Source organism: Tsukamurella pulmonis, from assembly GCF_900103175.1.
GTDB lineage: Bacteria > Actinomycetota > Actinomycetes > Mycobacteriales > Mycobacteriaceae > Tsukamurella > Tsukamurella pulmonis.
Genome location: NZ_FNLF01000002.1, coordinates 2,661,480 through 2,683,771 on the forward strand (window position 1 = coordinate 2,661,480; position 22,292 = coordinate 2,683,771).

Here is a 22,292-nt window from a genome sequence, read left to right on the forward strand (position 1 = left end):
CCAGAGGCGCCCAACCCACGTGGTCCTGGTGCCTGAGAGATTGACGGAGAGGTGTTGCTCCTTCGGCGCCCGCGGCCCGTCTACTGCCGGTCCGGCGGACTCTCCCACGCGGTGTTGCGACGCACGGCGATTCTAACGCATTTCAGTAGGACGCCCGTACGGTGACTATCCGGTGACTATCCGGTGGCGCGGGCGCGGTTGCGACGGCGCGAGGCCAGCTCGTCCTCGGGCGCGGACTCGGCGGCCACCCCGTCGGCGCGCTCGCCCGGGAAGTCGGCGATGGTGCCGGTCAGCTCGCGCATCGCGCCGGAGACGGCGATCCCGAAGACCCCCTGGCCGTGCTGCAGGAGGTCGACGACCTCCTCGGCGCTGGTGCACTCGTAGACGGTGGTGCCGTCGGAGAAGAGCGTGATGCGGGCCAGATCCTCGACGCCGCGCTGGCGGAGGTGATCGACGGCGACGCGGATGTTCTGCAGGGAGATGCCGGTGTCGAGTAGGCGCTTGACGATCTTGAGCACCAGCACGTCCTTGAAGGAGTACAGGCGCTGCGTGCCCGAGCCGCCGGCGCTGCGGATCGACGGGACGACCAGCGAGGTGCGCGCCCAGTAGTCCAGCTGGCGGTACGTGATGCCGGCGATCTGGCAGGCGCTGGGTCCGCGGTAGCCGAGCAGCTCGTCCGGGATGGTGTCGTTCGGGAACAGGCCCGGCGCGATGTCGTCGAGCGAGCCCTGCGTGCCCATGGCGGAATCCGCCTGCGGCGCGTTCTGCCCGGTGCCGTCCTGATCGGTCACTGCCGTCTCCCTCATGAGGTCCGTGCGCACTCCTGAGAGTACGCCTGCCGCGCGGCGGCCGTCGGTGTAATTCCCCCGGTGCCATTCGCGGTGTGTTCGGCGTGAACGCTAGGGCGCGGAGAGCGCCGAATCAACGCGACACACCGACACCCTCAAGTTGAAGTTGAGGTCGAGATCGAATCGTGACCTCGGGACGGCTCGCCGTCAGGACTCGCCGGGCGCCTTGAAGTCGTCCGCGGAGATGGAATCGAGGAACTCCTTGAACGCCTCGACCTCTTCATCCGCGGGCGGCTCCGCGCCGGATTCGCTTGCCTCCGCATCGATCTCCTCGTCCGGCAGGAGCAGACCGGCCTCGGCCAGCACCTCCTCCTCGGCGAAGATCGGCACCTCCAGCCGCACGGCCATCGCCACGGAGTCCGACGGGCGGGCCGAGACGGTCTCGTCACCGTCGAGGACGAGGTCGGCGAAGAACGTGCCCTCCTGCAGGCCCGTGATCCGCACCTCGGTGAGCGAGCGCCCCACGGTCTCGAGCAGATCCGCGATGAGATCGTGCGTGAGCGGGCGGCGGGGCTCGACGCCCTGCAGCTTGATCGCGATCGCGGTGGCCTCGCCCTGCCCGATCCAGATGGGCAGGTACCGGGGGCCGGAGACCTCGCGCAGGAGCAGCACGGGATCGTTCTGCGGCGGGTCCATACGGATGCCCGCGACGGTCATCTCGATCATGGTTCCAGCTTACCGGCGCGACACGGGATTCGAACGCGGAGTCCGTTCAGCGCACCGCGTCCTTGACGGCGGCCTTGACGAGCTGGGTGTGGAACGTGACCGACAGGGCCGCCAGCTCGCGCACCAGCTCGGCCGCGCGCTCGGCGGCGCCGGCGTCCCCACCGCGCGCGACGGGGTTCGCGATCTGCGCGATCAGGCCGGCCTCACGATCGGCCGAGGTCTTGAAGGCGCGCAAATGGCGTGCCTCCAGGCCGTACTCCGCCAGGGCCTTGGCCGCCTGCACGAGGGCGACCGCGTCCTCGTCGAAGAAGCCGGCCTTGCCGGAGGTCAGGAGCGCCGAGCGCTCCAGCTCGCGCAGGAAGGCCTCGTCGGCCCCCGAGCGGGCGAGCAGGTCCGCGCGGCTGATCCGGGTCTGCCGGCGCGCGGAGAAGTCGGTGGCGGGCGCCGTCTTGGACGACACCGCAGCGAGGGCGCGGGGCGCACGCGGAGCGGGGCCCTCGACGGCCTCGCCCCGATCGTGCGCGTCCAGCTGCTCCTTGATGATCTTGAGCGGCAGGTAGTAGTCGCGCTGCGCGGTGAGCACGTACTTCAGTCGCTCGCAATCCTTCGGCGAGAACCGCCGGTACCCCGAAGGGGACCGGTCGGGCGTGACCAGCCCCTCCGACTCGAGGAATCGGATCTTGGAGATGGTCACGTCCGGGAACTCGTCACGAAGGCGTTCGAGGACGGCCCCGATCGACATCGCGCTCGGGGCCGCCGATTCCTGGCGTGGGGCCGTCACAGGGGTCAGCCGGCCGCCGGGACGAAGAAGACCAGGCGGAACTTGCCGATCTGGACCTCATCGCCGTGCGAGAGCGGCGAGGCGTCCACCGGCTCGCGATTGACGTACGTGCCGTTGAGGCTGCCCACGTCGACGACGGTGAAGCCGCCCTCGACCGAGCGGAACTCGGCGTGGCGACGCGAGACCGTCACGTCGTCGAGGAAGATGTCGCTGTCGGGGTGGCGGCCGGCGGAGGTGGTCTCCTGGTCCAGCAGGAAGCGGGAACCCGCGTTCGGGCCGCGCTTGACCACGAGCAGGGCCGCGCCGGCCGGGAGGTTCTCGAGGCCCGAGACGGGCGCATCGCTCTCGGATCCGCCGGAGGCGTCCATCTCGCGGATGATGTCGGCGCGGAACACCGAAGTGGTCTCAACGGGGGCCGATTCGTTGCCCTTGTCGTTCTCGCTCACATCGCTCCTTCGTCAGTGATTACTGCACAGGTCTGTAGTTCACGACACCTGATGGACCTGTCGTCCACGGTACCGTGCCGGGCCCCTCGAGGGCGGCCGGATTCGGCGGCTCTAAAGCCGTTCTAAGGAAAGACGTTCTACGCGTCGGCGGTGAGGGCCTTGTAGGCGTCGGCGTCGAGCAGCTCACCCAGCGCGGTCTGCAGATCCTCGGGAGACGCGGCCTCGATCTCCACGATCCAGCCCTCGCCGTACGGGTCCGAGTTGATCATGTCGGGGCTCGAGTCGAGCTCACCGTTGATCGCCACGACGGTGCCGGCCAGCGGCGCGTAGATGTCGGAGACGCTCTTGGTGGACTCGACCTCCGCGAACGAGTCGCCCGAGGCGACGTCCGCGCCGTCCTCGGGCAGCTGCACGAAGACGACGTCGCCGAGCTGATCCTGCGCGAAGTCGGTGATCCCGATGCGGACCACCGTCTCGCTCTTCTTCAGCAGCCACTCGTGATCAGGGGTGTACAGCAGTTCTCCGGGGAAGCTGGCGCTCAACGGGGATGTCCTTTCACGAGGGCTGTGCGGGGCCGCGCAGCGGGTTACAACTTAGTGGGCGGCACGATGATTGAGCAACACACCCCCCGGTTTACCGCACCCGGGGCAGGTCACGCACCACCAGGACGGTCTGCCACCAGTACAGCACCAGGGTCCACCAGTACATGCCGAGTCCCCAGATGAGGAACGCCCAGCCCAGCGGGTGCATCACGGCGCCGAGAGTGTTGTCGAACGTCCCCGCCAGGAGCATCGGCAACGCGTACATGAGCGCCAGCGTCGCGGCCTTGCCGAGGTAGAGCGTGGGCAGCGCGGTCAGGCCCCGGCTGCGCAGCAGCGGGACCGTCCCGGCGAGGATCACCTCCCGGCCGATCAGCAGGCCGATCACCCACCACGGCAGGATCTCGCGGAGGCCGAACGCGATCGGGACCGCGATCATGTAGAGCCGATCCGCGGCGGGGTCGAGCAACTCCCCCAGGCGGGTCTGCTGATCGAGCAGCCGGGCGAGCTTGCCGTCGAGCCAGTCGGTGAACCCCGAGACCATCAGCACCGCGAGCGCCCAGCCGTCCGCCTCGCGCACCAGCAACAGCCACAGGAACAGCGGCACGCCCAGCAGGCGCAGCAGGCTCAGGGCGTTGGGCACGTTGAGCGCGCTGGGCTCCGACGACGCCTGTGGCCCGGGATCGCTCACGTCCGGCTCAGATCATTCCGAACATGTTCGCCATGCCCTTGGTGGCGAACGGGTTGTCGTGGACCATGTAGGTCCAGGTCAGGGTGTTCCGGCCGAGGTCGGCGCCCTCGAGGTCGATGCCGTCGGCGGTGATCTCCGCCTCGAGCAGGGTCTCCCGGGCGCGGCGCACGGCCTCGTCGGGCAGCTTGCGGAACTCCTCGATCACCAGGCGGTGGAACTCGTCGAGCGGCGACTGCCGGCCCAGCGCCCGCAGGTGGATCGTGGTCTGCACCTCGGAGACGAAGGCCAGGTGCTCGGCCCACGCCCGGTCCAGATGGAACAGGAAGGCCTCGCGCGCGGCCTGCTCGAGCACCTCGTCCTCGATGCCTGCCTCGCGCAGTTCCGCGAGGCGCTCGGGCTCGAACTCGGCGAAGTCGTCGAGCGGGCGGGCCGTGGTGAGCAGGGTGTGACGCCGTGCCATCACCAGGTCGCGCTGCTGGTTGACCAGCTGGTTGTAGCGCCAGGTGTTGGCGTGCGTCTCCAGCATCCCGCCCTCGGCGACGCGCTGTGCCGAGTCGAGCATGTCCGCCGCCTTGCCGCGGGGGAACTCGCCCGTCTCGGGGTCGGCACCGCCGGGCGGCCGCTTGAGCGGCAGATGCCGCTCCACGATCGGGTCCTCGACGGAGGCGAAGATGACCGACGTCCCCGGGTCGCCCTGGCGGCCCGCGCGGCCGCGCAGCTGCTGATCCAGGCGCTCGGTGTCGTGCAGACCGGTACCGACGACGGCGAGGCCGCCGAGCTCGGCCACCTCGTCGTGCTCGGGGCTCTCATCGCCGGCGTCGTGGCCGCCGAGCTTGATGTCGGTGCCGCGGCCCGCCATCTGGGTGGAGACGGTGACGGCGCCCTTGGTGCCGGCGTCGGCGATGATCCGCGCCTCATCGGCGTCGTTCTTGGCGTTGAGGACCGTCGCGATCACGCCCGAGATCTTGAGCATGTGCGCGAGCTCCTCGGACTCGGCCACGTCGTGCGTGCCGATGAGCACCGGCTGCCCGGTCTCGTGCACCTCGCGCACGTAGTCGACGATGCCCGCGACCTTGTTGCCCTTGTTGTCGTAGACCCGCATGGGCTGATCGACGCGGATGTTCGGCGTGTTCGGCGGGATCTGCGAGACGCCGAGGTCGTAGAACTGACGCAGCTGCTCGCCGGCGGCGATCGCGGTACCGGTCATGCCGCAGACCAGGGCGTAGCGCTGCAGCAGTGCCTGCACGGTGATGGTGTCGATGACCTCGCCGGAGTCCGTCTGCGAGAGCCCCTCCTTGGCCTCGACGGCGGCCTGCAGGCCGTCGGGCCAGCGCTGCAGCTCGGCGACGCGGCCGCGGGAGGAGTTGATGAGCTTCACCTGGCCGTCGCGCACGATGTAGTGCACGTCGCGCTCCACGAGCGCGTACGCGTGCAGCGCGATGTTCACCTGCGGCAGCGTCGAGGCGACGTGCGCGTCGGAGTAGAGGTCGATCCCGCCGAGTTCCTCCTCGACCAGCTTGGCGCCGTCGTCGGTGAGGAAGGCGGACTTGCCGTCCGAGTCGATCTCGTAGTGCTTGCCCTGGCGCAGCCGGGCGACGACCTCCATGATCGCGGCCTGCGGCACGTCGCCCTTGACCGAGCCCGCCAGCACGAGCGGGATGAGCGCCTCGTCGACCAGGACGGAATCGGCCTCGTCGACGATGGCGACGTCCGGCTTCGGGGCGAGCAGATCCTCGGCGCGGGTGGCGAGCTGATCGCGCAGCACGTCGAAGCCGATCTCGTTGACCGAGCCGTAGACGACGTCCTGGGCGTACGCCGCGCGCCGTTCCTCGCGGGTGGAGGACTCGGCGACGTAGGCGACGGTGACGTCGAGCAGGTCGAAGAAGGGCTTCATCCACTCCGCGTCGCGCCGGGCGAGGTAGTCGTTCGGCGAGATCACGTGCACGCTGCGGCCGGCCAGCGCCATGCCGGCGGCGGCGATGGCGCCGGCGAGCGTCTTGCCCTCACCGGTGGCCATCTCCACCACGTCGCCCTCGAGGAGGCGGTCGGCGCCCTGCAACTGGACGTCGAAGGGGCGCAGGCCCAGGGCCCGCTCGGCTCCTTCACGGGCGATCGCGATGAACTTCGCGCGATCCTCCGACTTGGCGTCGTAGACGTCCAGCGCCAGCGCGGCGTCCGGGAACTCCGCATCGGAGAGGCCGTGGGCCCACTCGTCGAAGGCGGACGACTGCTCGATCAGCGCGACGGACCGGGACTGGTTCCGCGTGCTCTGCGCGCCGAACACCTTCCACACCTTGTTGCTGAACCTGCCCACGTGACCTCCGCACTCGACACTCGACCGCTTGCGCCGTCGACACTACCGGTCCGCACCGCGCCGCCCCACGCCCGAGCACCCCGTGGTGCCCGGGTCGCGGGGCGCCCGCTCAGAGTGCCGCGAAGTACGCCGTCGAGAAGCCCACCGAACCGAGGGACACGCGGTACATGTCGCGGTTGACGTTCTCGATGGTGTCGCGCGGGCTGTGGTAGTTCGGGTCGAAGATGTCACCGACGGTGCCGCCCCACTGGCGCTGCTGCTCCTCGGTCTTCTTGCCGTCGGCGCCGGTGTCCATGCCGCCGGAGGCGATCCCGACCTCCTTGAAGGGGCCGTAGTCGGAGCGGCCGTCGAAGGCGGAGGCCTCGACGGGGACGTTCCGCCACGCGAAGTAGTTCCGGAAGACCTGCTCGATCACGCCCGAGCCGGCCGGCCCCGCACCGCCGTCGAGCTTGGAGGAACCGTCACCGTCGAAGGTGAAGTAGCCGCCGTTGGGCGAGCCGAGCATGTCGAAGTTGAGGTAGCGCTTGATCTTCGAGGCCTGCTCCTCGCTCAGCTCGGAGACGTAGTGCTCCGAACCGACGAGCCCCTCCTCCTCGGCGCCCCACAGCGCGAAGCGGACCTTGTTCTTGACGTCGGCGTTCGCGCCGAGCTTGGCGGCCGTCTCCAGGACCGCGGCCGAACCCGTGCCGTTGTCGTTGATCCCGGGGCCCTCGGTGACGCCGTCGAGGTGCGCGCCCACCATCTGCACGTTGGCGTCGTCGCCCTTCGTGGTCTCCGCCAGGATGTTCCAGGTCTTGGCCTTCTCGGTCGTGGCGTCGACGGTGAGCGTGAGGTCCTGGCCGTCGGCGATCGGCGCGTCCTGCGCCACGCCCACGACGGCGATGGAGGCGCCGTCGTCGAGGCCGAGCGTGCCGCCCTTCCAATCCCCGGCCTCGTTGTTGGTGATGACGAGCGCCTTCGCACCCTTCGCGGCGGCGGCCTTGTACTTCTCACCGAAGGTGCACTTGCCGCGCTGGACGACGGCGATGCTGCCCTCGGTGACCTTCTGCAGGTCGTCGGCGGTGCAGCCCTGGGTGCCGGTGACGGCCGCCTTGGCGGTCACCGCGCCCTCAGTGGCCCCCGAGAAGGACAGCGCGGCGGCCTTCACCGGCGCGCCGCCGGCCTGCACGTCCACCTTCGACGCCGACCAGACCGCGGTCGAGAACTCCTGTCGGACGGGGTCGTAGCCCGCGTCGCGGAGCACCTGCTCGGCGTACTCGACGCTCTGCTGGTAGCCGGGCGAGCCCAGTGCGCGATTGCCGCCGTTGCGGTTCGCGATGTCCTGGAAGGTCTCCAGGTGCTTGACCGCGCCCTCGAGCGTCACGGCGTCCGCGAGCGCGCGCGCCTTCTCGGTCGCGCCGGCGTCGTCGGCCGCACCCGCGGGGGCGGGACGGTCGACGCTGCTCGGGGCCGCCTTCGAGGACGATCCGGCGGCGGCCGTGCTCGACGACGCCGCATCGTCGCCCGACGTGCCGCAGCCCGCCGCGACGAGGCTCACGGCCGCCAGCGCGCTGACGACCCGGATGGTGGTGGAGTTCTTTCGCCTGTGCAACATGGTTCTCATTAGATACACATGGGGCGAGGATTGCGGGGTGAACACGCACACTTACTCGGTCGAAGTCGAATGGTCCTCCCCCGGCGGAACCGCCGATTACGCCTCCTACCCGCGCGAACACCGGATCAGCTCGGCGGCGGACGCGACGATCTCCGCGTCCGCCGATCCGCACTTCCGGGGCGATCCGGCGCTGTGGAACCCCGAGCAGCTTCTCGTCGCGGCGGCCGCGAACTGCCACATGCTCTCGTACCTCGCACTGTGCGCGCTGCGCGGCGTCACGGTGATCGACTACGTGGACACGGCGACCGGGACGATGGTCGAGACGCCGGGCGGTGGCGGCCGGTTCACGGAGATCGCGCTGGCGCCGCGCGTCACCGTCGCGCCGGGTGGCGATCTCGACCTCGCTCTGGCCCTGCACCACGACGCCGGCGAGCAGTGCTACATCGCCGCCTCGCTCACCTGCCCCGTCACGCACACCCCGGTGATCGCCGCGGGGTAGCCCGGCTCAGGTCGCGTCGAGGTGCTCGAGGATCAGCGTGGTGATCGCCTCGGGCGCCTGCTCGGGTGCCCAATGCGAGACGTCCTCGAGCATCTCGAAGCGGTACGGCCCGGTGCACTGCTCCCGGGTGCCGAAGGCGGCGACATCACCGAAGGCCGCGTCGTCGGTGCTCCAGACGTACAGCACGGACGTCTCGATCGGGCCGATCGCCGACGGCGGCCGGCCCGACCGGTACCAGTTCAGGGCGGCCGTCAACGCGCCCGGCTCCTGGAGTCGCTGGACGTACTCGTCGACGGCGTCCCGCGGCACGTCGCGCCCGAAGATCTGCCGCAGCGCGCGGGCGTCGTCGGCGAGCATCGCCTTCTCCGTCGCGGGCGTGTTGCGCCACTCGGTCATGTAGCGCGACCGGTTCGCCTGGTCCTCGTCGGTCTTCATGGCCGTCGCCAGGGCGGCGGGGTGCGGCGTGGAGACGACGGTGAGCGAGCGCAGCCGGTCCGGGTGCTCGGACGCCGTCCACCAGGCGACGGCGCCGCCCCAGTCGTGCCCCACGAGGTCGAAGCGGGGCCAGCCGAGGGCGTCCGCGACGGCGATCACGTCGTCGACGAGCGCGGTGATGCCGTACTCCGCGGGGCGCTCGGGCCGCACGTCGGGCGAGTAGCCGCGCTGATCGGGTGCGACGGCGCGGAATCCGCGCTCCCCCAGCACCGCGACCTGATGTCGCCACTCGATCGCGGCCTCGGGGAAGCCGTGCAGGAGCAGCACCGGGCGACCGTCGTGCGGCCCGGCGGCGATGGCGTCGAAGGAACCCGCGGCGGTGGGGATGCTCAGATGTTCGGTCACGGATCTCACGCTAGGGCACCCCCGTGTCGGTGGGGCGTGCGACAGTGGCGCCATGACCGAACTCAGCTCCCTGTCCCCCGCCGAGCGCCATCGCGCGGTGGCCGCCACGTTCGCCGACGCCGCCGCCGCGGTCACCGATTGGGACGCACAGACGCCCGTCCCGGAGTGGAAGTCCCGGGACGTCGTGGGCCACCTCGTCGAGTGGCTGCCCGGGTTCCTCGCGATGAACGACGTGGAACTGCCCGGCGCGCCGTCGGACGCGGCGGAGCCCGCCGCCGCCTTCGGGCAGCTCAGCCAGGCGGTGCAGGCACTGCTCGATGCGCCGGACGCGTCCCGGGTGCTGCACACGCAGATGTTCGGGGACAAGCCGCTGGACGCGCTGGTCGACCAGTTCTACACGGCGGACGTCTTCATGCACACGTGGGATCTGGCGCGCTCGAACGGCATCACCGCGCATCTCGACCCGGGTTTCGCGAAGATGCTGCACCGCGGCCTGGAGTCGATGGGGCCGATGCTGCAGGAGTCGGGCCAGTTCGGCGCCCCGATCCCGGTGCCCGCCGGGACCGACGAGGTGACCTCGCTGATGGCCTTCATCGGCCGGGATCCGTCGTTCGGCAAGTGACGGGGCGGCACGGGTGCTGACGGCGCCGGCGCGGCCCACCGCCTCCGAGGTGCTCGCCGCGGTGCGGGCGGCCTGGGCGCTCGACGCGACCGACGCGATCCACCTGCCGCTGGGGTTCGGCGCACACCACTGGCGGATCGACGGTGCCGACGGGCCGGTGGGGTTCGCCACCGTCGACCTCGATACCGAGATCCGGCCCCTGCCCGTCACCGCGCAGGCCTACCGGGCCGCCGCGCGGCTCCACGACGACGGGGTGCCCGGCGTGGTGGCGCCGATGCCGTCGCTCGACGCCCGGTACATGGTGCCGCTCGGCGACGACGGGCTCAGCGTCACGCCGTGGCTCGCGGGAATCACCCCGTCGGAGGAGACAGCGGCCGCGCACGCCGGGCGGACCGTCGAACTGCTGCGCGGGCTGCACGCGGCACGGCCGCCCGCGGACCTGCCGCGCTGGTCGACGAGTGTGCCGCCCGATCTCGTCGCCCGGGTGCGGCGGACGACCGCGGCGCGGTGGTCGACGGGTCCCTACGGGGAGCGCGCACGCGGCGCGATCGCCGGCCGGGCCGACGCGATCGAGGGCTGGGCCGCGCGGCACGCGGAGCTCGTCGCCCGCGCGGAGCGCTCGGAGGGCCGGGTGCCGACGCACGGCGAACCGCATCACGCCAACCAGATGCTCGTCGACCACGATCTGGTGCTGGTCGACTGGGAGTCACTGCGCCTGGCCCCGCCCGAGCGGGACCTGCTCGACGTGCCGGTCGCCCTCCGCGCGGAGTTCGCCGCGCGCGACTGGGCGATCGAGCTGTTCGAGCTCGAATGGCGGCTGACCGAGATCGCCGAGTACCTCGACTGGTTCCGGCGGCCGCACACCGGCGGCACCGACGACGCCACCGCCTATGCGGGGCTCCTCGAGGAACTCGACGGCGATCTCGGCGCGTGAGCCCGCCGGGACGTCAGCGCGGCGTGAGGATGACCACGGGGATGTCGCGGTCGGTCCGCTTCTGGTAGCCCTCGTAGCCGCTGTAGACCTTCGTGATCTGCGGCCACAGCCGCGCCTTCTCGTCGGCGGTGGCGGCAACGGCGGTCCACGGGCCGGTCACCTCGTCGACGGTGACCTCCACCTCGGGGTTCGCGGCGAGGTTCTTGTACCAGTCCGGATGCTCCGAGTGCCCTCCCTTGGACGCGATCACGACGATGCGGTCCGGGCCGTAGATCGGCGCGGTCAGCATCGTGGAACGCCGCTGGCCGGACTTGCGTCCGATCGTGTGGAGTTCGAGGGTCTGCATGCCGAGCACGCGCCGGGGGAAGCGCCCGCCGGTCAGGGCCAGGAGGGCGCGGTGCCCGTTCTCCAGGGCCCACGCACCGATCTCGGCCGCCTTGTCGGAAAGACTCATGCCGCCATTGTGCCCGCGACGACGCCGGGGCGCCCGCCGCCGGCTCCCGTACCGTCGGAATCATGACCCCGCGCGCCGTGCAGATCGTCCTCTTCGACGGCTTCGAACTCCTCGACGTCTTCGGCCCTGTCGAGCTGTTCGGCCTGATCCCGGAGCACTTCGCCGTCACGTTCCTCGCTCCCGATGCGGCGCCGGTGCGCAGCTCGCAGGGCGTCACCGTCAACGCCGACCACACCTACGCCACCGCGCCGGAACCGGACATCATCCTGGTGCCGGGCGGCGTCGCCACCCGCGAGGTGATCCGCGACGAGGCCTTCCTGTCCTGGTTGCGCGCGCACGGGGCCGCGGCACGCCTGGTGACGTCCGTGTGCACCGGATCGGCGCTCCTGGCAGCGGCGGGCATGCTCGAGGGGTACCGCGCCACGTCGAACAAGATGGCCTTCCGCTGGGCGGAGACGTTCGGCGAGTCCGTCGACTGGGTGGCCCACGTACGCTGGGTGGAGGACCGCGATCGCTGGACCTCGTCGGGCGTGGCCGCCGGCATGGACATGACCGTCGCGCTGATCCGCGCTCTCTACGGCGACGACGTGGCCGCCGCCGCCGCGGACACGGCCGAGCTCGACTACCGGACCGATTCGACCGAGGATCCGTTCGCCGCACTGCACGGACTATGACGGCCGACGGTGCGCCGCCCCTCCCGTGAGCCCCGAGGAGACGTGCGGATGCAGCGCGATCGAGTGGTCGTAGAACTCGTCGGTCATGGGGAGGTACGGGATCGGCTCTTCCGCGGCGATCGCGCCCAGCCGGGCGCCGAGGTCGCGCGCGAGGCGGGCGATCCCGGCGTCGTCGATGCCGTGGACGCCGGTGATCAGATGCGGCGCAAGCGCTTCCATGCCGGTGTACCAGAACGTGCCGTGCAGCAGGGGCCAGAACAGGTCCTCGACGTCGCCGCTGATCCCCCGCGGCGAGATCGAGTCGGCGCGATCGCCCGCAGTGACCACGGCCAACGCCCGGCGGCCGGCGAGGCCCCCGTCCCCGTACTTGCGGTTGCGGCCCGTGGCGGGATCGGCCACGTCGTAGGCGAAGCCCCGCTCGAAGACGCGGTCGATCCAACCCTTGAGCATCGCGGGCGGCCCGTACCACCACAGCGGGAACTGCAGAACCACGAGATCGGCGGCGAGCAGCCGCCGCTGTTCGGCGCGGACGTCGGCGCCGCCCTCCTCGACCAGGATCGGATCGAAGCCCTCGGCGTAGAGGTCGGCGACGTCGACGGTCCAGCCGTCGGCGCGCAGTCGGGCGGCCCCGGCGTCCCGCAGCTGCGCGTTCAGCGATTCCGCCCTCGGGTGCGCGTACACCCAGAGCGCGTGCCCTCGTTCGTGGTCCATATCAGTGCCAACCCGGCCCGACGGCCGAGGATTCCGATCACGAGACCGCGCACGCCGGAAACCACCTCATCGATCGCTCGGCTCGTTGGTGCGTCGCGGGTTCCCGAAACCCTCCACACGAAACCGCCCATAGGCCGACAAATGAACAGCGGAGAGTCCCTTCACCGCAGCGAGGGGGATGCGATAGCACGTCAGATCACCGTCAATGATGAAGAACTGGTCGATCTCGTCCTCTTCGTACGTGGTTCTGCCCTGACGTGACGTCGACAGATAGACCTTCCAGCTGTTGGCGCTACGCGAGATCGTCGTCTTCACCTGAACCCGAATCAACTCCACTCCGGTGTTCACCACGAGGTCATAGCGACACGGTTCGAGTGGCCAGGACACTTCGTGGCCGCGCAGAGTGAACCAACTGGCGGCGAGCATCGATCCGGCGCGCGCGAGTGCGTGGGGAGCGAAGGTTGCGCCGTCCCCCGGAGCGGCGCCGACACTGTCGACACGCAGTACTCCCACGCCCAATCGACGTGCGTCACGCCGAACTGCCCCGAGAGCGGACGGGTCGTCACGCACACCCAACCGGGCGGCGGCCTCCGCCCAGCTCGTCACACCGTCGACCGCGGCCCGAACATCATCGTCAGACCACCATCGAAGTCGCCCGAAATGCGAGTAGTCAATGCCGAGGACGTCTGCCCGAGCACGCACCGAGCGAATGGCGCCGCTCGATGTGGCCCGGAGCCCGAGTTCGCGCATCACTCCTCGCCATGACGCAGACCCTGTGATCGCCGCGATCAACTGTGCATCGGTGTACGTCCGGTCCCGCATGGCGCAACGATAGGGACGAGCACTGACACTCCGAGGTGACGTGATCGCGAACCGGTCGCCCGCACAGCAGAAAGTCCCGAGACACTTTGTGTCTCGGGACTTCTGGTCGGGCTGACAGGATTTGAACCTGCGACCACCTGACCCCCAGAGCGTCGACAATCAGAGAATCGCGTCTATAGCGTCTCCATAAGTCCTGGTCAGCGAGCTAGAACCATCTACCGTGTATCAGCTTGTCTACGCTGTATGTCCGGGTCTTGGCCCACTGGCGGCCCACTGGGGAGGGCCTGAGTCGCCGACTCCGAGCCATCAGTCAGAGCGCGCCGGGGTGTGTTGTCGCCGACCTCGCTGGACCTCCACGGGCGACCATCGGGGTGATACGGGCACGTCTGGTTCGCGAGTGTGCCCTCGGTGGAGTTCGGGGTGTCGTAGAACGACGCGACCCACCCGCCGCAGCGATCGCACTGCCCTGCGCCGCGCACGCCCACCTTGCCCAGCAAGTAGAGCACCAGCACTCGGGGGCTCACGTGGTCGAGGATCTGCGCGGCCTCCTCCGTCGTGAGCCACGGCTTGCCCATCTGCTCCTGCGGCTCGGTGAGGTATTCGAGCAGCCGCTCTCGGCCGCCCTGCTCCAGGTTGCCTCGCTCGTCGTGGTAAGTGCATCCGCTCACGGCGCACACCGCGCGGTCAGGACCGGGGCGGCACACGGGCTCGCTCATGCGCCCAGGGTAGCGAGGTAGGCCAGCGGGGAACGGTCGAATCGCTGCCGGAATGTCCGCTGTGTCCAGCGGTTCATTCTTCGCGTGTGGGTGGGGTGGTGCATCATCGTGGTGTGGCCGCTTCGATCCCTGCACCCGTGGAGACCTCCGTGCTCCGCTGGGCGCGCGAGTCCAGCGGATACTCGCCGATCGCGGCCTCGCGCAAGATGTCGTTGCCGGATGACCGAGTGGCGCAGTGGGAGGCTGGCGAGGCCGTCCCGACCATCGCCCAGCTTCGCAAGGCGGCGGAGGCGTACAACCGGTCATTGGCCGTGTTCTTCCTCCCTGAGCCGCCGGACGGGTTCGACACCCTTCGCGACTTCCGTCGACTCGATGAAGTCACCGCGGGCGACTGGAGCCCGGGACTGCACGACGAGTTCCGGCGCGCCCACACGCAGCGCGAGTTCGCTCTGGAGCTGGCAGAGACCGAGGACCGAGAGATACCGACCGAGTGGGATCTGCGGCTGTCGGCGGATGATGTCGAGGCCGCGGCTCAGCGGATCAGGGACGTGCTCGGCACCGTCGGCCCTCTGGCCGTCCCGCCCACGTCGAACGACTCGTACGCCCACCTGAACGCCTGGATCGCTGCCATCGAGGCCAGCGGTGTGCTGGTTCTCGCGACAAGCCGCGGCGGCGTCGAGGTGTCGGAGATGCGCGGCATGTCCCTGTACTTCGACGTGCTCCCGGTGATCGTCCTCAACGGAAGCGATACCGTCCGGCCCCGACTGTTCTCACTGCTCCATGAGTTCGCGCACCTCGCGTTGCACACGGAGGGTCTGTGCGATGTCACCGCCGACGATCGACCGCGCACGGAGAACCGCGAGGTGGAGACCGTCTGTAATGCGATCGCCGCAGCTGTGCTCATGCCTCGCTCGGCTGTGCTCGCGCGCCCCGAGGTGATCGCGCGGAGGGACGTGCCCACGTCGTGGGACTACGACAACCTCCGGCCGGTCGCTGCGCACTTCGGCGTGAGCCCCGAGGCGTTCCTGCGGCGACTGTCCACGCTGGGCGTGGTCCCGATCGAGTTCTACCGGCAGCGTCGCGCTGAGTTCTCGGCGGCGTTCGACGAGGAGGCCGCGCGCAAGAAGCCGACGAGCGGGAACTGGTACCGCAACACGGTGCGAGATCTCGGCAAGGCGTACGTCCGAGCGGTAACCGACGCACACCGACGGCGAGTGATCGACAGCAACACCGCGGCGGTGTACCTCAACGCCAAGGTGGGGCAGATCCAGAAGCTCGGCGAGTTCGCGCAGCTCGGGAGCACTGAGAGGTGACGCTGTACTCGTTCGACACGAGCGCGATCCTCAACGGACGCCGTGACCTGTTTCGCCCCGCCGTGTTCGTCGGCTTGTGGACGCGCATCGAGGACGAGATCGCACGCGGTGACATCCGCGCCGTCGATGAGGTACAGCGCGAGCTATCGAAGCGTGACGACGACGCGAAGCAGTGGGCCGATCAGCAACCTGATCTGTTCTGCCCTCTGTCGCAACAGATCCAGGACGGCGCGCGGCAGGTTCTCAGCCTCTACCCGAACCTCGTCCGGCAGGGCGGCAAACGGAGCGGGGCCGATCCGTTCGTGATCGCGCTCGCGCTGGTCACCAAGGGCACTGTGGTCAGTGAGGAGACGGCCTCCGGAAACTTGACGAAGCCCCGTATCCCGGACGTATGCAGCGATCTCCGAGTGCCGTGCGTGACCCTCATGGGCTACATCGAGGCCCAGGGCTGGGAGTTCCACTAGCTGCGAGCCGAGGTGGCCGACACGGCGACGGAGGTCGGAGAATCCCCGACGCCGTGCCGACCTGGCGACCGCCCACCCCAGATGAGGACGGTCGCCCGCCGATCCGCTGCGCCCGGTGACGAGCCGGTTGGACGCCGCGCTCGGGAGATAGGACCGAGAGCGGCGGAGCGGATCGGAGTTCATGGGGTCAACGCCGCGCGGGCGTCATCCCGGAGCGGACGCAGCTCAGGCCGAAGCTCGTCGGGCCGCCGGCATCACCGCTCGGGAAGCCCAGCTCGTTGCACACGTGCCAGTGGGTGCAGTACCCATCCTTCGCGACCCGTCGAGCCAGACGGAGCACCGCGGGCCAGTTCTGTTCGATCAGCGACTCGACGCGCTCGACGCCCAGCTGGATCGGCCCACCCGCAGCGGTGATCATCTGCATGTCTCCGTGGCCGCTGCTAGCCATCGCGGCGTCGATCTCGCGGCGCGTCGGTCGCCGCCCCGCATCGAACTTGGCCTGCGCGAACGGGCCTGCCCAGGCGACCTGCGCCTGCGCATCCGTCGACAACGAGTCCTCGGCCACCGTGGTCAAGCCCTTCTCGTCGCGGTCCTCGGGGTCGAGCACCGCCAGCTCGACGGTGCCACCGAGGAGCACCGCCGCAACACAGTGCGCGGCTTCGTGAACACTCATCGCGGCTCGCTCCCTCGCGGCCTTGATCTGATCCGCCGCCTGGCGGGTCGCATCGGGTGGGCGCTTCGTGGTCATGGTGTCGTCCTGTTCGTCGTCGAGAGATGAGGTAGGCAGCGGGCGCGGGGTCCGTCAGTTGAGAGACCGAGTTTCGGACCCCGCACCGCGCCTCGCTGGCACATGCCCAACGCCAGCAAGTTCTTCAGTGGGCTACGGAGCGGTGACCGTGACGGCCGCGATGGCGCGCTCGAAGCCGACGACGATCGACGCCTCGGCCACCGCGATGAACCGGTTGTTCAGGTGGTCGATGGTCTCCCGCAGCTCGGCCGCGGTGCGCCAGCCGTACGACGGGCTCGTGGCCACGAGGGTGTCGCCGAAGACCGGCGCGTAGCCGCCGCCGAAAACCCAACGGTGCCCCAGCGGCGTGAGGAAGCCCGCGCCCGTGCGGGTCAGCAGCCCGGCATCGGCCGCCGCCGCTGCCCACCGCGCGCTCGCATGGATCACGCCGACTGTGTTCGTCGCAGCCAGCGCTTCCTCCAGCTTGCCCACCGCGGCGACCAACGAGGCCGCGGTGGCCGGGGTGCCCGAGTCAAGCACGAGGCGTCCCGCGAACTCGCGCTCGACGGCCGTCTCCTCGCGCAGCCGCATGTTCTGGAGCGCTCGCTCCCGGACCTCGGCCTGGCTCGGGCGGGACAAATCGCACTCGTCGAATGCCCAGACGACGACCGGCTCATGCGGATCCGAGAGCCCCAGGCGCTCGCCGTCCTTCAGCTCCCCGGGCTCGGGGTCGCACCAGTCCGCACCCCAGACGCCCGTGTTCTCGGTGTCGTAGTTGTGCGGCCGAATGCGCACCCCGGACTGGAGCCAGCGCGGCACCGTATCGGGCGTCGCGAACGTGGTCGCCGAGTACAGGCCGATGGCGTCGGGGTTCACCAGCGGCGCTTCCCATTCGGCGGGGTTCAGGGTGTTGTTGGGGGCGGTCACGGGGCGGTCCCTTCGTTGTCGTTGGAGATCAAGTCGTCGTATCGAATCCCGCTGCTCTCCAGGGCCTCGATGGCGGAGGAGAGGTCACGCTGGGGCGCGGCCTTCGGGGTGGGTAGCGCGCGGCGGTAGTCGATCGACGCGGTGATCTTCCGATCGAGCGAGATCACCGCGCGGTCAAGGTCGCGGAGGGCATCGAGTATCCGGTCGGACTCGACCGGCTGACGACTCTTGTCCGCTGCCGCCCGGCCCAGCACCGCGGCCAGAGGACCAGCGAGCGGCCGTGCGAAGCCCGCCAGGGTCTCGGCCCAGGTGCCCGCGGCCAGTTCGTCAGCGCCGAACTGGAGCGCCGCCCGGTTGGTGATCGACTTCAGCGCGTTGGTGGCTCGCACCTTCGCCTCCGCACCGTCAACACCCCGTGCGCGATCAACGGCGACGAGTTCACCCGCAACGATGCAGAGGTCGGCGACGGCCTCGCTGATCGCGGCCACCGACGCAAGCGCAGTGCGCCCGCTCGGGTGCGGCTCCTCGGCCAATCGCGCGGCCACCGGGCCTGTCACTGCCAGCACCTCCGCGCCCAGGTCGAAGTCCGCACCGAGCACAAGCGGCAGGTGATTTCGCCGCCGGTCGCGCTGCTGAGCCGCCGAGTACTTGATCGGCTTCGGATCGGGCAGCGGCCGACGGGGCTTGATGAATCCTTTGAGTGCCATTGTGTCTGTCTCCGTTCGCGTCAGCGGTAGTCGAAGGTGTTCGCGGTCTTGCCGCCGGGCCGCGTTAGTTGGGCGGTCGCCTTGTCGAAGTCGTCGGCGCGAGCGACCCACGTCGCGTCACGTCCCGAGACCAGCACCGCCTCGCCCTGGTCGCACAGCTTCAGCAGCGCACTCGCCGCCTCCAGCCCCTTGGCCGAGTCCTTCGGCAGGCGGCGGCGCAGGGCGGACCAGCGCACCGGCTCGCCGACGGGCATCGCGAGGATGGCTGAGCGCAGCGCCTCGTACGTGCGGGTCGTGCACTCCGGGCACGGGTCGAAGGCCGCCGCGATGTCGGCGGTGTCGAGGTCGCCGGTCTGGGCTGTGGTGCTGCTGGTGGTGGTCATCTGTGGTTTCTCCGAATCTCTGCGGTGGTCATCCGTGAGTGCTGGGGAAGGTCGACCGGTGGGGGTCTATGCGCCGCCGGTCAGGCGCGCGGCGAGCGCGGCGGCGTCGGCGGGGTCGAGCCGGTCGGCCTCGGCGTCGATCACGCGCAGTGCGCGGTGGTACGCGAGAGCGGCACGGCACCGGAGCACACGAGAGTCCTGGTCGGACGCGCCTCGGGACTTCAGTCCGGCGAGCTGTGCGGACCAGCTCGAAGCGGGAAGCTCGGCGCTCGGTGCCTCGGGGGCGGTGACTGTTGCCATGCGAGTAGTCCACCGAACGGGGGTGCAGCGGCGTTGCGGCGTAGCGCCGTCTGATGCCCCCGACCTGGGCGTTATCCCTGATGGTCGGCGTGCTGGAAATCGTCGTGACCCCGGTCATGACGCCGAGTTCAGATCGTGCCTACCAGGGTAGTCACCGTGTGCTGACCTGGGAGTTCAGCCGATCCGACGGCTGAAGTACGCCTTCCTGGCGTCTCGGTCGCCGGGCACGCCGAGGATCAGTCCCGCGGTCTTCGCGCCGAGCAGGTCGAACGCGATCACGGCGGCGGCCAAGCTGTCCGGTTGGTGCTGCCCGCGCTGCCACCGGAGTGCCTGTTCTTCGAACTTCGGGAGATGACCGGCGACCCGGCACGTGCCCGTCTCCAGGCCTTGCAGCATCGCGCCGCTGCGCGCCAGCGCGTCGCCCATCGCACCGCGGCCCTTCTCGGGCCACATCGTGACCCGGATGTGGTGCGTATCAGGGTGCGCCCGACGGTGCCGTTCGACGGCTTCCGCCAGGATGCGCTCGTAGGTCGCGCGGGCGGTGAACGCCTCGACCGCGATCTCGGACGCGCCGACCTCGATGGCCAGCTCCAGTGCGGTGCGAGCCCATGCGTCGCTGGTCATCGGTGCGCTGCGGTCGGCGATCAGCGCCACGACGCCGTCGGCTGTCGTGCTCGCCGCCACGATGCCCGCCGAGTCGCCGCGGCCGCTGTCGGATGGGTCGACGGCGACGATCGCGCGGACGGGATTCGCGGGAGCCGTGGCCATGCGCCAGTCGTCCAGCCACGAGCGCTGCACCAGGCCGCCCTCGGGCGAGCTGGGCTCGCCCTCATACAGTGACCACCACGCGCGCTCGCCTGCAGTACGCCGCGCGCTGGCGAAGTGCTCGGCGGTGAATCCCAGAGCGGAGGTCATGGCCTGGCCGGGCTCGCGGCCGAGTGCGTCGGGCACTCCGACCTCGGACACGGCGGGCACGTTCGTACGTGTCCACAGCTCGGGCTCGTCGGCCAGCAGCGAGCCGATCAGGTCGGCTTCATGCCACCTGGTGCCGACCAGCAAGATGCTCCCGCCGGGGTACACGCGGGTCGAGTAGGTCGAACGGAACTCGTTCAGCACCCGCTTGCGGTGCGCGGCGGAATCAGCCTCGGCGGCGTCTTTGATCGGGTCGTCGATGATCAGTACATGTGCACCGAATCCGGTCGCGCCGGACTGGATGCCGCCAGCGAGTAGTCCACCGCGCCGCCCCTCGATCCGCCATCGGCCGACGCTCGACTTGTCGCTGGCGATCGAGATGCCCAGCTCCGCGCCGTGCTCCTGGATCAAGGCGCGCACCTCGCGACTGTGGGACTGTGCCAACTCGTCGCTGTAGCTGGTTAGCAGCACCTCGCGGTCAGGGTCCGAGTGCAGCGCCCAGACCACCGTCCAGACCGAGAGCAACCGCGACTTGCCAGCGCGGGGTGGTGTGCTCACGATGTCGCGGCGATCCTCCTCGCGGATGGATCGAACGGCGAGGTCTGACAGCAGGGCGGTGGCGGGCACGATCCGATAGCTGGGATCGAGGCGGCGTGCGAGCTGCGCCGGACCCGGCGCGGGCACACGGCGGCGCGCGGTGCGCAGCGCGCGGGCGGCGATCAACGTCCGCGTCGGGTCTTTGCGATCGCTCATGACTGGGCCTCGATCCGGGTCAAGGTGGAGTACACCTGATCTCTGATCAAGTGGTTCGGGGTAGTTCGCATGCGGCAAATGCAGCTGTTGACCAGGGGTGATGATGCCCCGTTCGCCCGACCGGAGAGCGATCGGCCAAGCCGGTGGGCCAGCAGTGGGCCAATGACCCCCGGAATCGAGGCGATCACGGCGCGTCACCGAACAGCACGTCGTCGCCGAACCCGCGATCACGCGCCAGCTCAGTGCGCCGCCGCTCGGGTGTGCCGGAGCCGACCGGCCGGGCCAACGAGTTGGGCAACGCGCCGACGACTCCGCTCCGAGCGCGCATCACCTCGTCGGCCGAGACCCGGACCCGGCGCTGGCTCCCGAAGTCGTGTGGCCCTCGGACGTGCGGAGGTACTTCGTGCTGAGGCTGTGCGCCGCGGTCCGGGGTCAGATCTACCTCGGCGGGCTCAGGGGTGGGTCGCGCGGTTCGGGCGCGCAGACGGGCGAGCAGGCTCATTCGGTCACTCCTCGGAGGTGGGGGCGCGCGGCACGCCACGCGTCGATGACAGCCTGCGCCGCCGCCTCGGCGTCGGCCAGCACGGACTCGGGGAGGTCGGCCAGCTCGTCGTCGGGCTCGGACTCGGGCTCGACGACGCCGAGCAGCGCGACCGGCTCGGGTGCCGGAGTCGCATCCTCGGGCAACTCGCCGCCGTTCTCGGCCCGAAGGCGCACGCTCAGCCACTCGCGCAGCTCATCGGAGGTCAGCCCGCCGACCGCGAGGAACTGACGCGTCACGTCGCAATGCAGCTCAAACAGCGGGTCGCCGGGCTCGCCGACGGTGCCAAACTCGGCGCGCATCATCTCGGTCAGCTCGGACTCCAGCGTCGCGGCGCTTAGGGTTCCGTCGGTGATCGCGGCCTGCACATCGAAGGCTGAGTTCACGACATCTGCGTCGGTCATGTTTGGCGTACTCACTCGACCACCTCGGCGTCGATCGGTTCGGGTTCGACGGAGGACACCGCCGGGGTTGTTGCACGGCGCGCTTCGAGCGCGGCAAGGGCGGCGTCACGCGCTGTGGCGATCGCCTCGACGGGCGACCGTCCGATCGTCACGTCGACCTTCTCCGAGGCGTACAGGCCGAAGATCTTCGATGTCTCGGCATCGGCTGCGGTGATCGTCTTCGACAGCGCTGCGACCGCGGCACTGTCGCCGTCGGTCTCGGCGACGGCGAGCTGGCGGAGAAGACGCTGGAGGGTCACCCGCCGCCGCTCCAGAATGTCCGCCAGCGTGTCCTCGCGCGAAGGTGGAGGGTTGCGCTTGCGGTGGCTGGCGACGGCCTGCTGAGCAGCACCCACGGACTTGAACCCGAGCGCCCCTGCGATCTCGCGCCAGGAGTACCCGTGCACGCGCAGGGTGTGCGCTTCCTCGGCTCTCTCGCGGCTCAGGGCCAGCGGCATCACGTGGGGCATACCCGATAAGTACCTGACAACCGTGCAGCCCTCGGCGCGCTCGCGCTCGGCTTGTCCGCAGCGCCACACCAGAACGCCACACCAGAACACGGCACGGGGTGCTGAGCTAACGAGAGGGGGTGCCGAGGTGCCGAACCCGCGCCCCAGACGACGGCCCCACCACCGTCTACGCAGCTCAGCAGCATTTTCCAGCGGTGGCCG

The 22,292-nt window shown here is 70.0% G+C and carries 27 protein-coding genes, 1 pseudogene and 1 riboswitch; of the genes and pseudogenes, 6 read left to right on the forward strand and 22 right to left on the reverse strand.

The features are described 5' to 3' along the window. Positions 1 to 10: 10 nt before the first annotated feature. Positions 11 to 117, reverse strand: a riboswitch (glycine riboswitch). Positions 118 to 176: 59 nt separating this feature from the next. From BLQ62_RS13035 to BLQ62_RS13070, 8 genes are all read right to left on the reverse strand, one after another. Then, positions 177 to 740 (reverse strand): MerR family transcriptional regulator, encoded by a 564-nt coding sequence (locus tag BLQ62_RS13035; protein ID WP_231857693.1) that lies wholly within the window; start codon positions 738 to 740, stop codon positions 177 to 179. Between the two features lie 255 nt (positions 741 to 995). Beyond that, entirely contained in the window at positions 996 to 1,514 is a 519-nt protein-coding gene (locus BLQ62_RS13040) for a bifunctional nuclease family protein (protein WP_068536113.1), read from the reverse strand. A gap of 46 nt (positions 1,515 to 1,560) precedes the next feature. Next, positions 1,561 to 2,295 carry a transcriptional regulator FtsR gene (ftsR, locus tag BLQ62_RS13045; protein WP_435594789.1) on the reverse strand — a complete coding sequence of 245 codons (735 nt, stop codon included), beginning with the start codon at positions 2,293 to 2,295 and terminating at the stop codon, positions 1,561 to 1,563. 5 nt (positions 2,296 to 2,300) lie between these two features. Then, positions 2,301 to 2,741 carry an oxoglutarate dehydrogenase inhibitor Odhl gene (gene odhI / locus BLQ62_RS13050; RefSeq protein WP_068536115.1) on the reverse strand — a complete coding sequence of 147 codons (441 nt, stop codon included), beginning with the start codon at positions 2,739 to 2,741 and terminating at the stop codon, positions 2,301 to 2,303. Between the two features lie 137 nt (positions 2,742 to 2,878). Further along, positions 2,879 to 3,283 (reverse strand): glycine cleavage system protein GcvH, encoded by a 405-nt coding sequence (gcvH, locus tag BLQ62_RS13055; RefSeq protein ID WP_068536117.1) that lies wholly within the window; start codon positions 3,281 to 3,283, stop codon positions 2,879 to 2,881. A 91-nt stretch (positions 3,284 to 3,374) separates the two neighbouring features. Then, positions 3,375 to 3,971: a CDP-alcohol phosphatidyltransferase family protein gene (locus BLQ62_RS13060; RefSeq protein WP_068536119.1), complete on the reverse strand. Its 597-nt coding sequence runs from the start codon at positions 3,969 to 3,971 to the stop codon at positions 3,375 to 3,377. Between the two features lie 7 nt (positions 3,972 to 3,978). Further along, a complete protein-coding gene (gene secA2, locus BLQ62_RS13065) occupies positions 3,979 to 6,285 on the reverse strand; it encodes an accessory Sec system translocase SecA2 (protein ID WP_068536121.1) in 2,307 nt (768 codons plus the stop codon). A 109-nt stretch (positions 6,286 to 6,394) separates the two neighbouring features. Beyond that, a complete protein-coding gene (locus tag BLQ62_RS13070) occupies positions 6,395 to 7,879 on the reverse strand; it encodes a M28 family peptidase (protein ID WP_082776348.1) in 1,485 nt (494 codons plus the stop codon). A gap of 37 nt (positions 7,880 to 7,916) precedes the next feature. Between BLQ62_RS13070 and BLQ62_RS13075 the strand changes: the two genes are divergently transcribed. Further along, positions 7,917 to 8,378 (forward strand): OsmC family protein, encoded by a 462-nt coding sequence (locus BLQ62_RS13075; RefSeq protein ID WP_231857687.1) that lies wholly within the window; start codon positions 7,917 to 7,919, stop codon positions 8,376 to 8,378. A 6-nt stretch (positions 8,379 to 8,384) separates the two neighbouring features. Here the strand turns inward: BLQ62_RS13075 and BLQ62_RS13080 are convergent, their stop codons facing one another. Beyond that, the gene (locus tag BLQ62_RS13080; protein WP_068536124.1) at positions 8,385 to 9,218 is read right to left on the reverse strand and encodes an alpha/beta fold hydrolase; all 834 of its coding nucleotides are present in this window, start codon (positions 9,216 to 9,218) and stop codon (positions 8,385 to 8,387) included. Positions 9,219 to 9,270: 52 nt separating this feature from the next. Here BLQ62_RS13080 and BLQ62_RS13085 point away from each other — a divergent pair, with 52 nt between their 5' ends. After that, positions 9,271 to 9,840, forward strand: coding sequence for a maleylpyruvate isomerase N-terminal domain-containing protein (locus BLQ62_RS13085; protein WP_068567626.1), 570 nt, complete (start codon positions 9,271 to 9,273; stop codon positions 9,838 to 9,840). A gap of 13 nt (positions 9,841 to 9,853) precedes the next feature. Further along, positions 9,854 to 10,774 carry a phosphotransferase gene (locus BLQ62_RS13090; protein WP_068567631.1) on the forward strand — a complete coding sequence of 307 codons (921 nt, stop codon included), beginning with the start codon at positions 9,854 to 9,856 and terminating at the stop codon, positions 10,772 to 10,774. A 13-nt stretch (positions 10,775 to 10,787) separates the two neighbouring features. Here the strand turns inward: BLQ62_RS13090 and BLQ62_RS13095 are convergent, their stop codons facing one another. Beyond that, positions 10,788 to 11,228: a nitroreductase family deazaflavin-dependent oxidoreductase gene (locus BLQ62_RS13095; RefSeq protein WP_068567633.1), complete on the reverse strand. Its 441-nt coding sequence runs from the start codon at positions 11,226 to 11,228 to the stop codon at positions 10,788 to 10,790. Positions 11,229 to 11,290: 62 nt separating this feature from the next. Here BLQ62_RS13095 and BLQ62_RS13100 point away from each other — a divergent pair, with 62 nt between their 5' ends. Beyond that, on the forward strand, positions 11,291 to 11,902 hold the full coding sequence (locus tag BLQ62_RS13100) for a DJ-1/PfpI family protein (protein WP_068567635.1): 612 nt from the start codon (positions 11,291 to 11,293) through the stop codon (positions 11,900 to 11,902). Here the strand turns inward: BLQ62_RS13100 and BLQ62_RS13105 are convergent. The 3 genes from BLQ62_RS13105 to BLQ62_RS13115 form a co-directional block, all read right to left on the reverse strand. Continuing rightward, entirely contained in the window at positions 11,897 to 12,613 is a 717-nt protein-coding gene (locus BLQ62_RS13105; RefSeq protein ID WP_068567637.1) for an NAD(P)H-dependent oxidoreductase, read from the reverse strand. The genes BLQ62_RS13100 and BLQ62_RS13105 overlap by 6 nt on opposite strands. 66 nt (positions 12,614 to 12,679) lie before the next feature. Next, a complete protein-coding gene (locus BLQ62_RS23350) occupies positions 12,680 to 13,435 on the reverse strand; it encodes a group I intron-associated PD-(D/E)XK endonuclease (protein WP_139184199.1) in 756 nt (251 codons plus the stop codon). A gap of 215 nt (positions 13,436 to 13,650) precedes the next feature. After that, positions 13,651 to 14,151, reverse strand: a complete 501-nt coding sequence (locus BLQ62_RS13115) for a hypothetical protein (RefSeq protein WP_068567641.1) — start codon at positions 14,149 to 14,151, stop codon at positions 13,651 to 13,653. An 84-nt stretch (positions 14,152 to 14,235) separates the two neighbouring features. Here BLQ62_RS13115 and BLQ62_RS13120 point away from each other — a divergent pair. Together BLQ62_RS13120 and BLQ62_RS13125 are read left to right on the forward strand one after the other, a co-directional pair. Next, positions 14,236 to 15,464 (forward strand): annotated as a pseudogene (locus BLQ62_RS13120) (XRE family transcriptional regulator). Next, positions 15,461 to 15,928: a DUF4411 family protein gene (locus BLQ62_RS13125; RefSeq protein ID WP_231857688.1), complete on the forward strand. Its 468-nt coding sequence runs from the start codon at positions 15,461 to 15,463 to the stop codon at positions 15,926 to 15,928. The pseudogene BLQ62_RS13120 and the gene BLQ62_RS13125 overlap by 4 nt, the downstream one beginning before the upstream one ends. Positions 15,929 to 16,115: 187 nt before the next feature. On the opposite strand, the gene BLQ62_RS13130 is transcribed toward BLQ62_RS13125, so the two are convergent. The 9 genes from BLQ62_RS13130 to BLQ62_RS13160 all read right to left on the reverse strand — a co-directional run bounded on the left by BLQ62_RS13130 (position 16,116) and on the right by BLQ62_RS13160 (position 22,079). Further along, complete coding sequence (locus tag BLQ62_RS13130) at positions 16,116 to 16,676, reverse strand: hypothetical protein (RefSeq protein ID WP_083350808.1); 561 nt, start codon at positions 16,674 to 16,676, stop codon at positions 16,116 to 16,118. 132 nt (positions 16,677 to 16,808) lie between these two features. Beyond that, entirely contained in the window at positions 16,809 to 17,582 is a 774-nt protein-coding gene (locus tag BLQ62_RS13135) for a hypothetical protein (protein ID WP_068567647.1), read from the reverse strand. Further along, positions 17,579 to 18,289 carry a hypothetical protein gene (locus tag BLQ62_RS13140; RefSeq protein ID WP_068567649.1) on the reverse strand — a complete coding sequence of 237 codons (711 nt, stop codon included), beginning with the start codon at positions 18,287 to 18,289 and terminating at the stop codon, positions 17,579 to 17,581. Before BLQ62_RS13140 ends, BLQ62_RS13135 begins: the two co-directional genes overlap by 4 nt. A gap of 20 nt (positions 18,290 to 18,309) precedes the next feature. After that, on the reverse strand, positions 18,310 to 18,672 hold the full coding sequence (locus tag BLQ62_RS13145; protein ID WP_068567651.1) for a hypothetical protein: 363 nt from the start codon (positions 18,670 to 18,672) through the stop codon (positions 18,310 to 18,312). A gap of 66 nt (positions 18,673 to 18,738) precedes the next feature. Continuing rightward, positions 18,739 to 18,972, reverse strand: coding sequence for a hypothetical protein (locus BLQ62_RS23355; RefSeq protein WP_139184200.1), 234 nt, complete (start codon positions 18,970 to 18,972; stop codon positions 18,739 to 18,741). 174 nt (positions 18,973 to 19,146) lie between these two features. Continuing rightward, entirely contained in the window at positions 19,147 to 20,637 is a 1,491-nt protein-coding gene (locus BLQ62_RS13150; protein WP_068567652.1) for a terminase large subunit domain-containing protein, read from the reverse strand. Between the two features lie 184 nt (positions 20,638 to 20,821). Beyond that, positions 20,822 to 21,139, reverse strand: a complete 318-nt coding sequence (locus tag BLQ62_RS23360; RefSeq protein WP_139184201.1) for a hypothetical protein — start codon at positions 21,137 to 21,139, stop codon at positions 20,822 to 20,824. Next, on the reverse strand, positions 21,136 to 21,582 hold the full coding sequence (locus tag BLQ62_RS13155; RefSeq protein ID WP_068567654.1) for a hypothetical protein: 447 nt from the start codon (positions 21,580 to 21,582) through the stop codon (positions 21,136 to 21,138). Before BLQ62_RS13155 ends, BLQ62_RS23360 begins: the two co-directional genes overlap by 4 nt. 11 nt (positions 21,583 to 21,593) lie before the next feature. Continuing rightward, positions 21,594 to 22,079 (reverse strand): hypothetical protein, encoded by a 486-nt coding sequence (locus BLQ62_RS13160; RefSeq protein ID WP_139184202.1) that lies wholly within the window; start codon positions 22,077 to 22,079, stop codon positions 21,594 to 21,596. Positions 22,080 to 22,292: the final 213 nt, after the last annotated feature.

Bases quoted from the DNA above. Each gene is read 5' to 3' on its own strand.
- BLQ62_RS13035 (WP_231857693.1), bottom strand. From the start codon at position 740: ATGGGCACGCAGGGCTCGCTCGACGACATCGCGCCGGGCCTGTTCCCG.
- BLQ62_RS13040 (WP_068536113.1), bottom strand. From the start codon at position 1,514: ATGATCGAGATGACCGTCGCGGGCATCCGTATGGACCCGCCGCAGAAC.
- BLQ62_RS13070 (WP_082776348.1), bottom strand. From the start codon at position 7,879: ATGTTGCACAGGCGAAAGAACTCCACCACCATCCGGGTCGTCAGCGCG.
- BLQ62_RS13085 (WP_068567626.1), top strand. From the start codon at position 9,271: ATGACCGAACTCAGCTCCCTGTCCCCCGCCGAGCGCCATCGCGCGGTG.
- BLQ62_RS13095 (WP_068567633.1), bottom strand. From the start codon at position 11,228: ATGAGTCTTTCCGACAAGGCGGCCGAGATCGGTGCGTGGGCCCTGGAG.
- BLQ62_RS13100 (WP_068567635.1), top strand. From the start codon at position 11,291: ATGACCCCGCGCGCCGTGCAGATCGTCCTCTTCGACGGCTTCGAACTC.
- BLQ62_RS13105 (WP_068567637.1), bottom strand. From the start codon at position 12,613: ATGGACCACGAACGAGGGCACGCGCTCTGGGTGTACGCGCACCCGAGG.
- BLQ62_RS23350 (WP_139184199.1), bottom strand. From the start codon at position 13,435: ATGCGGGACCGGACGTACACCGATGCACAGTTGATCGCGGCGATCACA.
- BLQ62_RS13115 (WP_068567641.1), bottom strand. From the start codon at position 14,151: ATGAGCGAGCCCGTGTGCCGCCCCGGTCCTGACCGCGCGGTGTGCGCC.
- BLQ62_RS13130 (WP_083350808.1), bottom strand. From the start codon at position 16,676: ATGACCACGAAGCGCCCACCCGATGCGACCCGCCAGGCGGCGGATCAG.
- BLQ62_RS13140 (WP_068567649.1), bottom strand. From the start codon at position 18,289: ATGGCACTCAAAGGATTCATCAAGCCCCGTCGGCCGCTGCCCGATCCG.
- BLQ62_RS13145 (WP_068567651.1), bottom strand. From the start codon at position 18,672: ATGACCACCACCAGCAGCACCACAGCCCAGACCGGCGACCTCGACACC.
- BLQ62_RS23355 (WP_139184200.1), bottom strand. From the start codon at position 18,972: ATGGCAACAGTCACCGCCCCCGAGGCACCGAGCGCCGAGCTTCCCGCT.
- BLQ62_RS13150 (WP_068567652.1), bottom strand. From the start codon at position 20,637: ATGAGCGATCGCAAAGACCCGACGCGGACGTTGATCGCCGCCCGCGCG.
- BLQ62_RS23360 (WP_139184201.1), bottom strand. From the start codon at position 21,139: ATGAGCCTGCTCGCCCGTCTGCGCGCCCGAACCGCGCGACCCACCCCT.
- BLQ62_RS13155 (WP_068567654.1), bottom strand. From the start codon at position 21,582: ATGACCGACGCAGATGTCGTGAACTCAGCCTTCGATGTGCAGGCCGCG.
- BLQ62_RS13160 (WP_139184202.1), bottom strand. From the start codon at position 22,079: ATGCCGCTGGCCCTGAGCCGCGAGAGAGCCGAGGAAGCGCACACCCTG.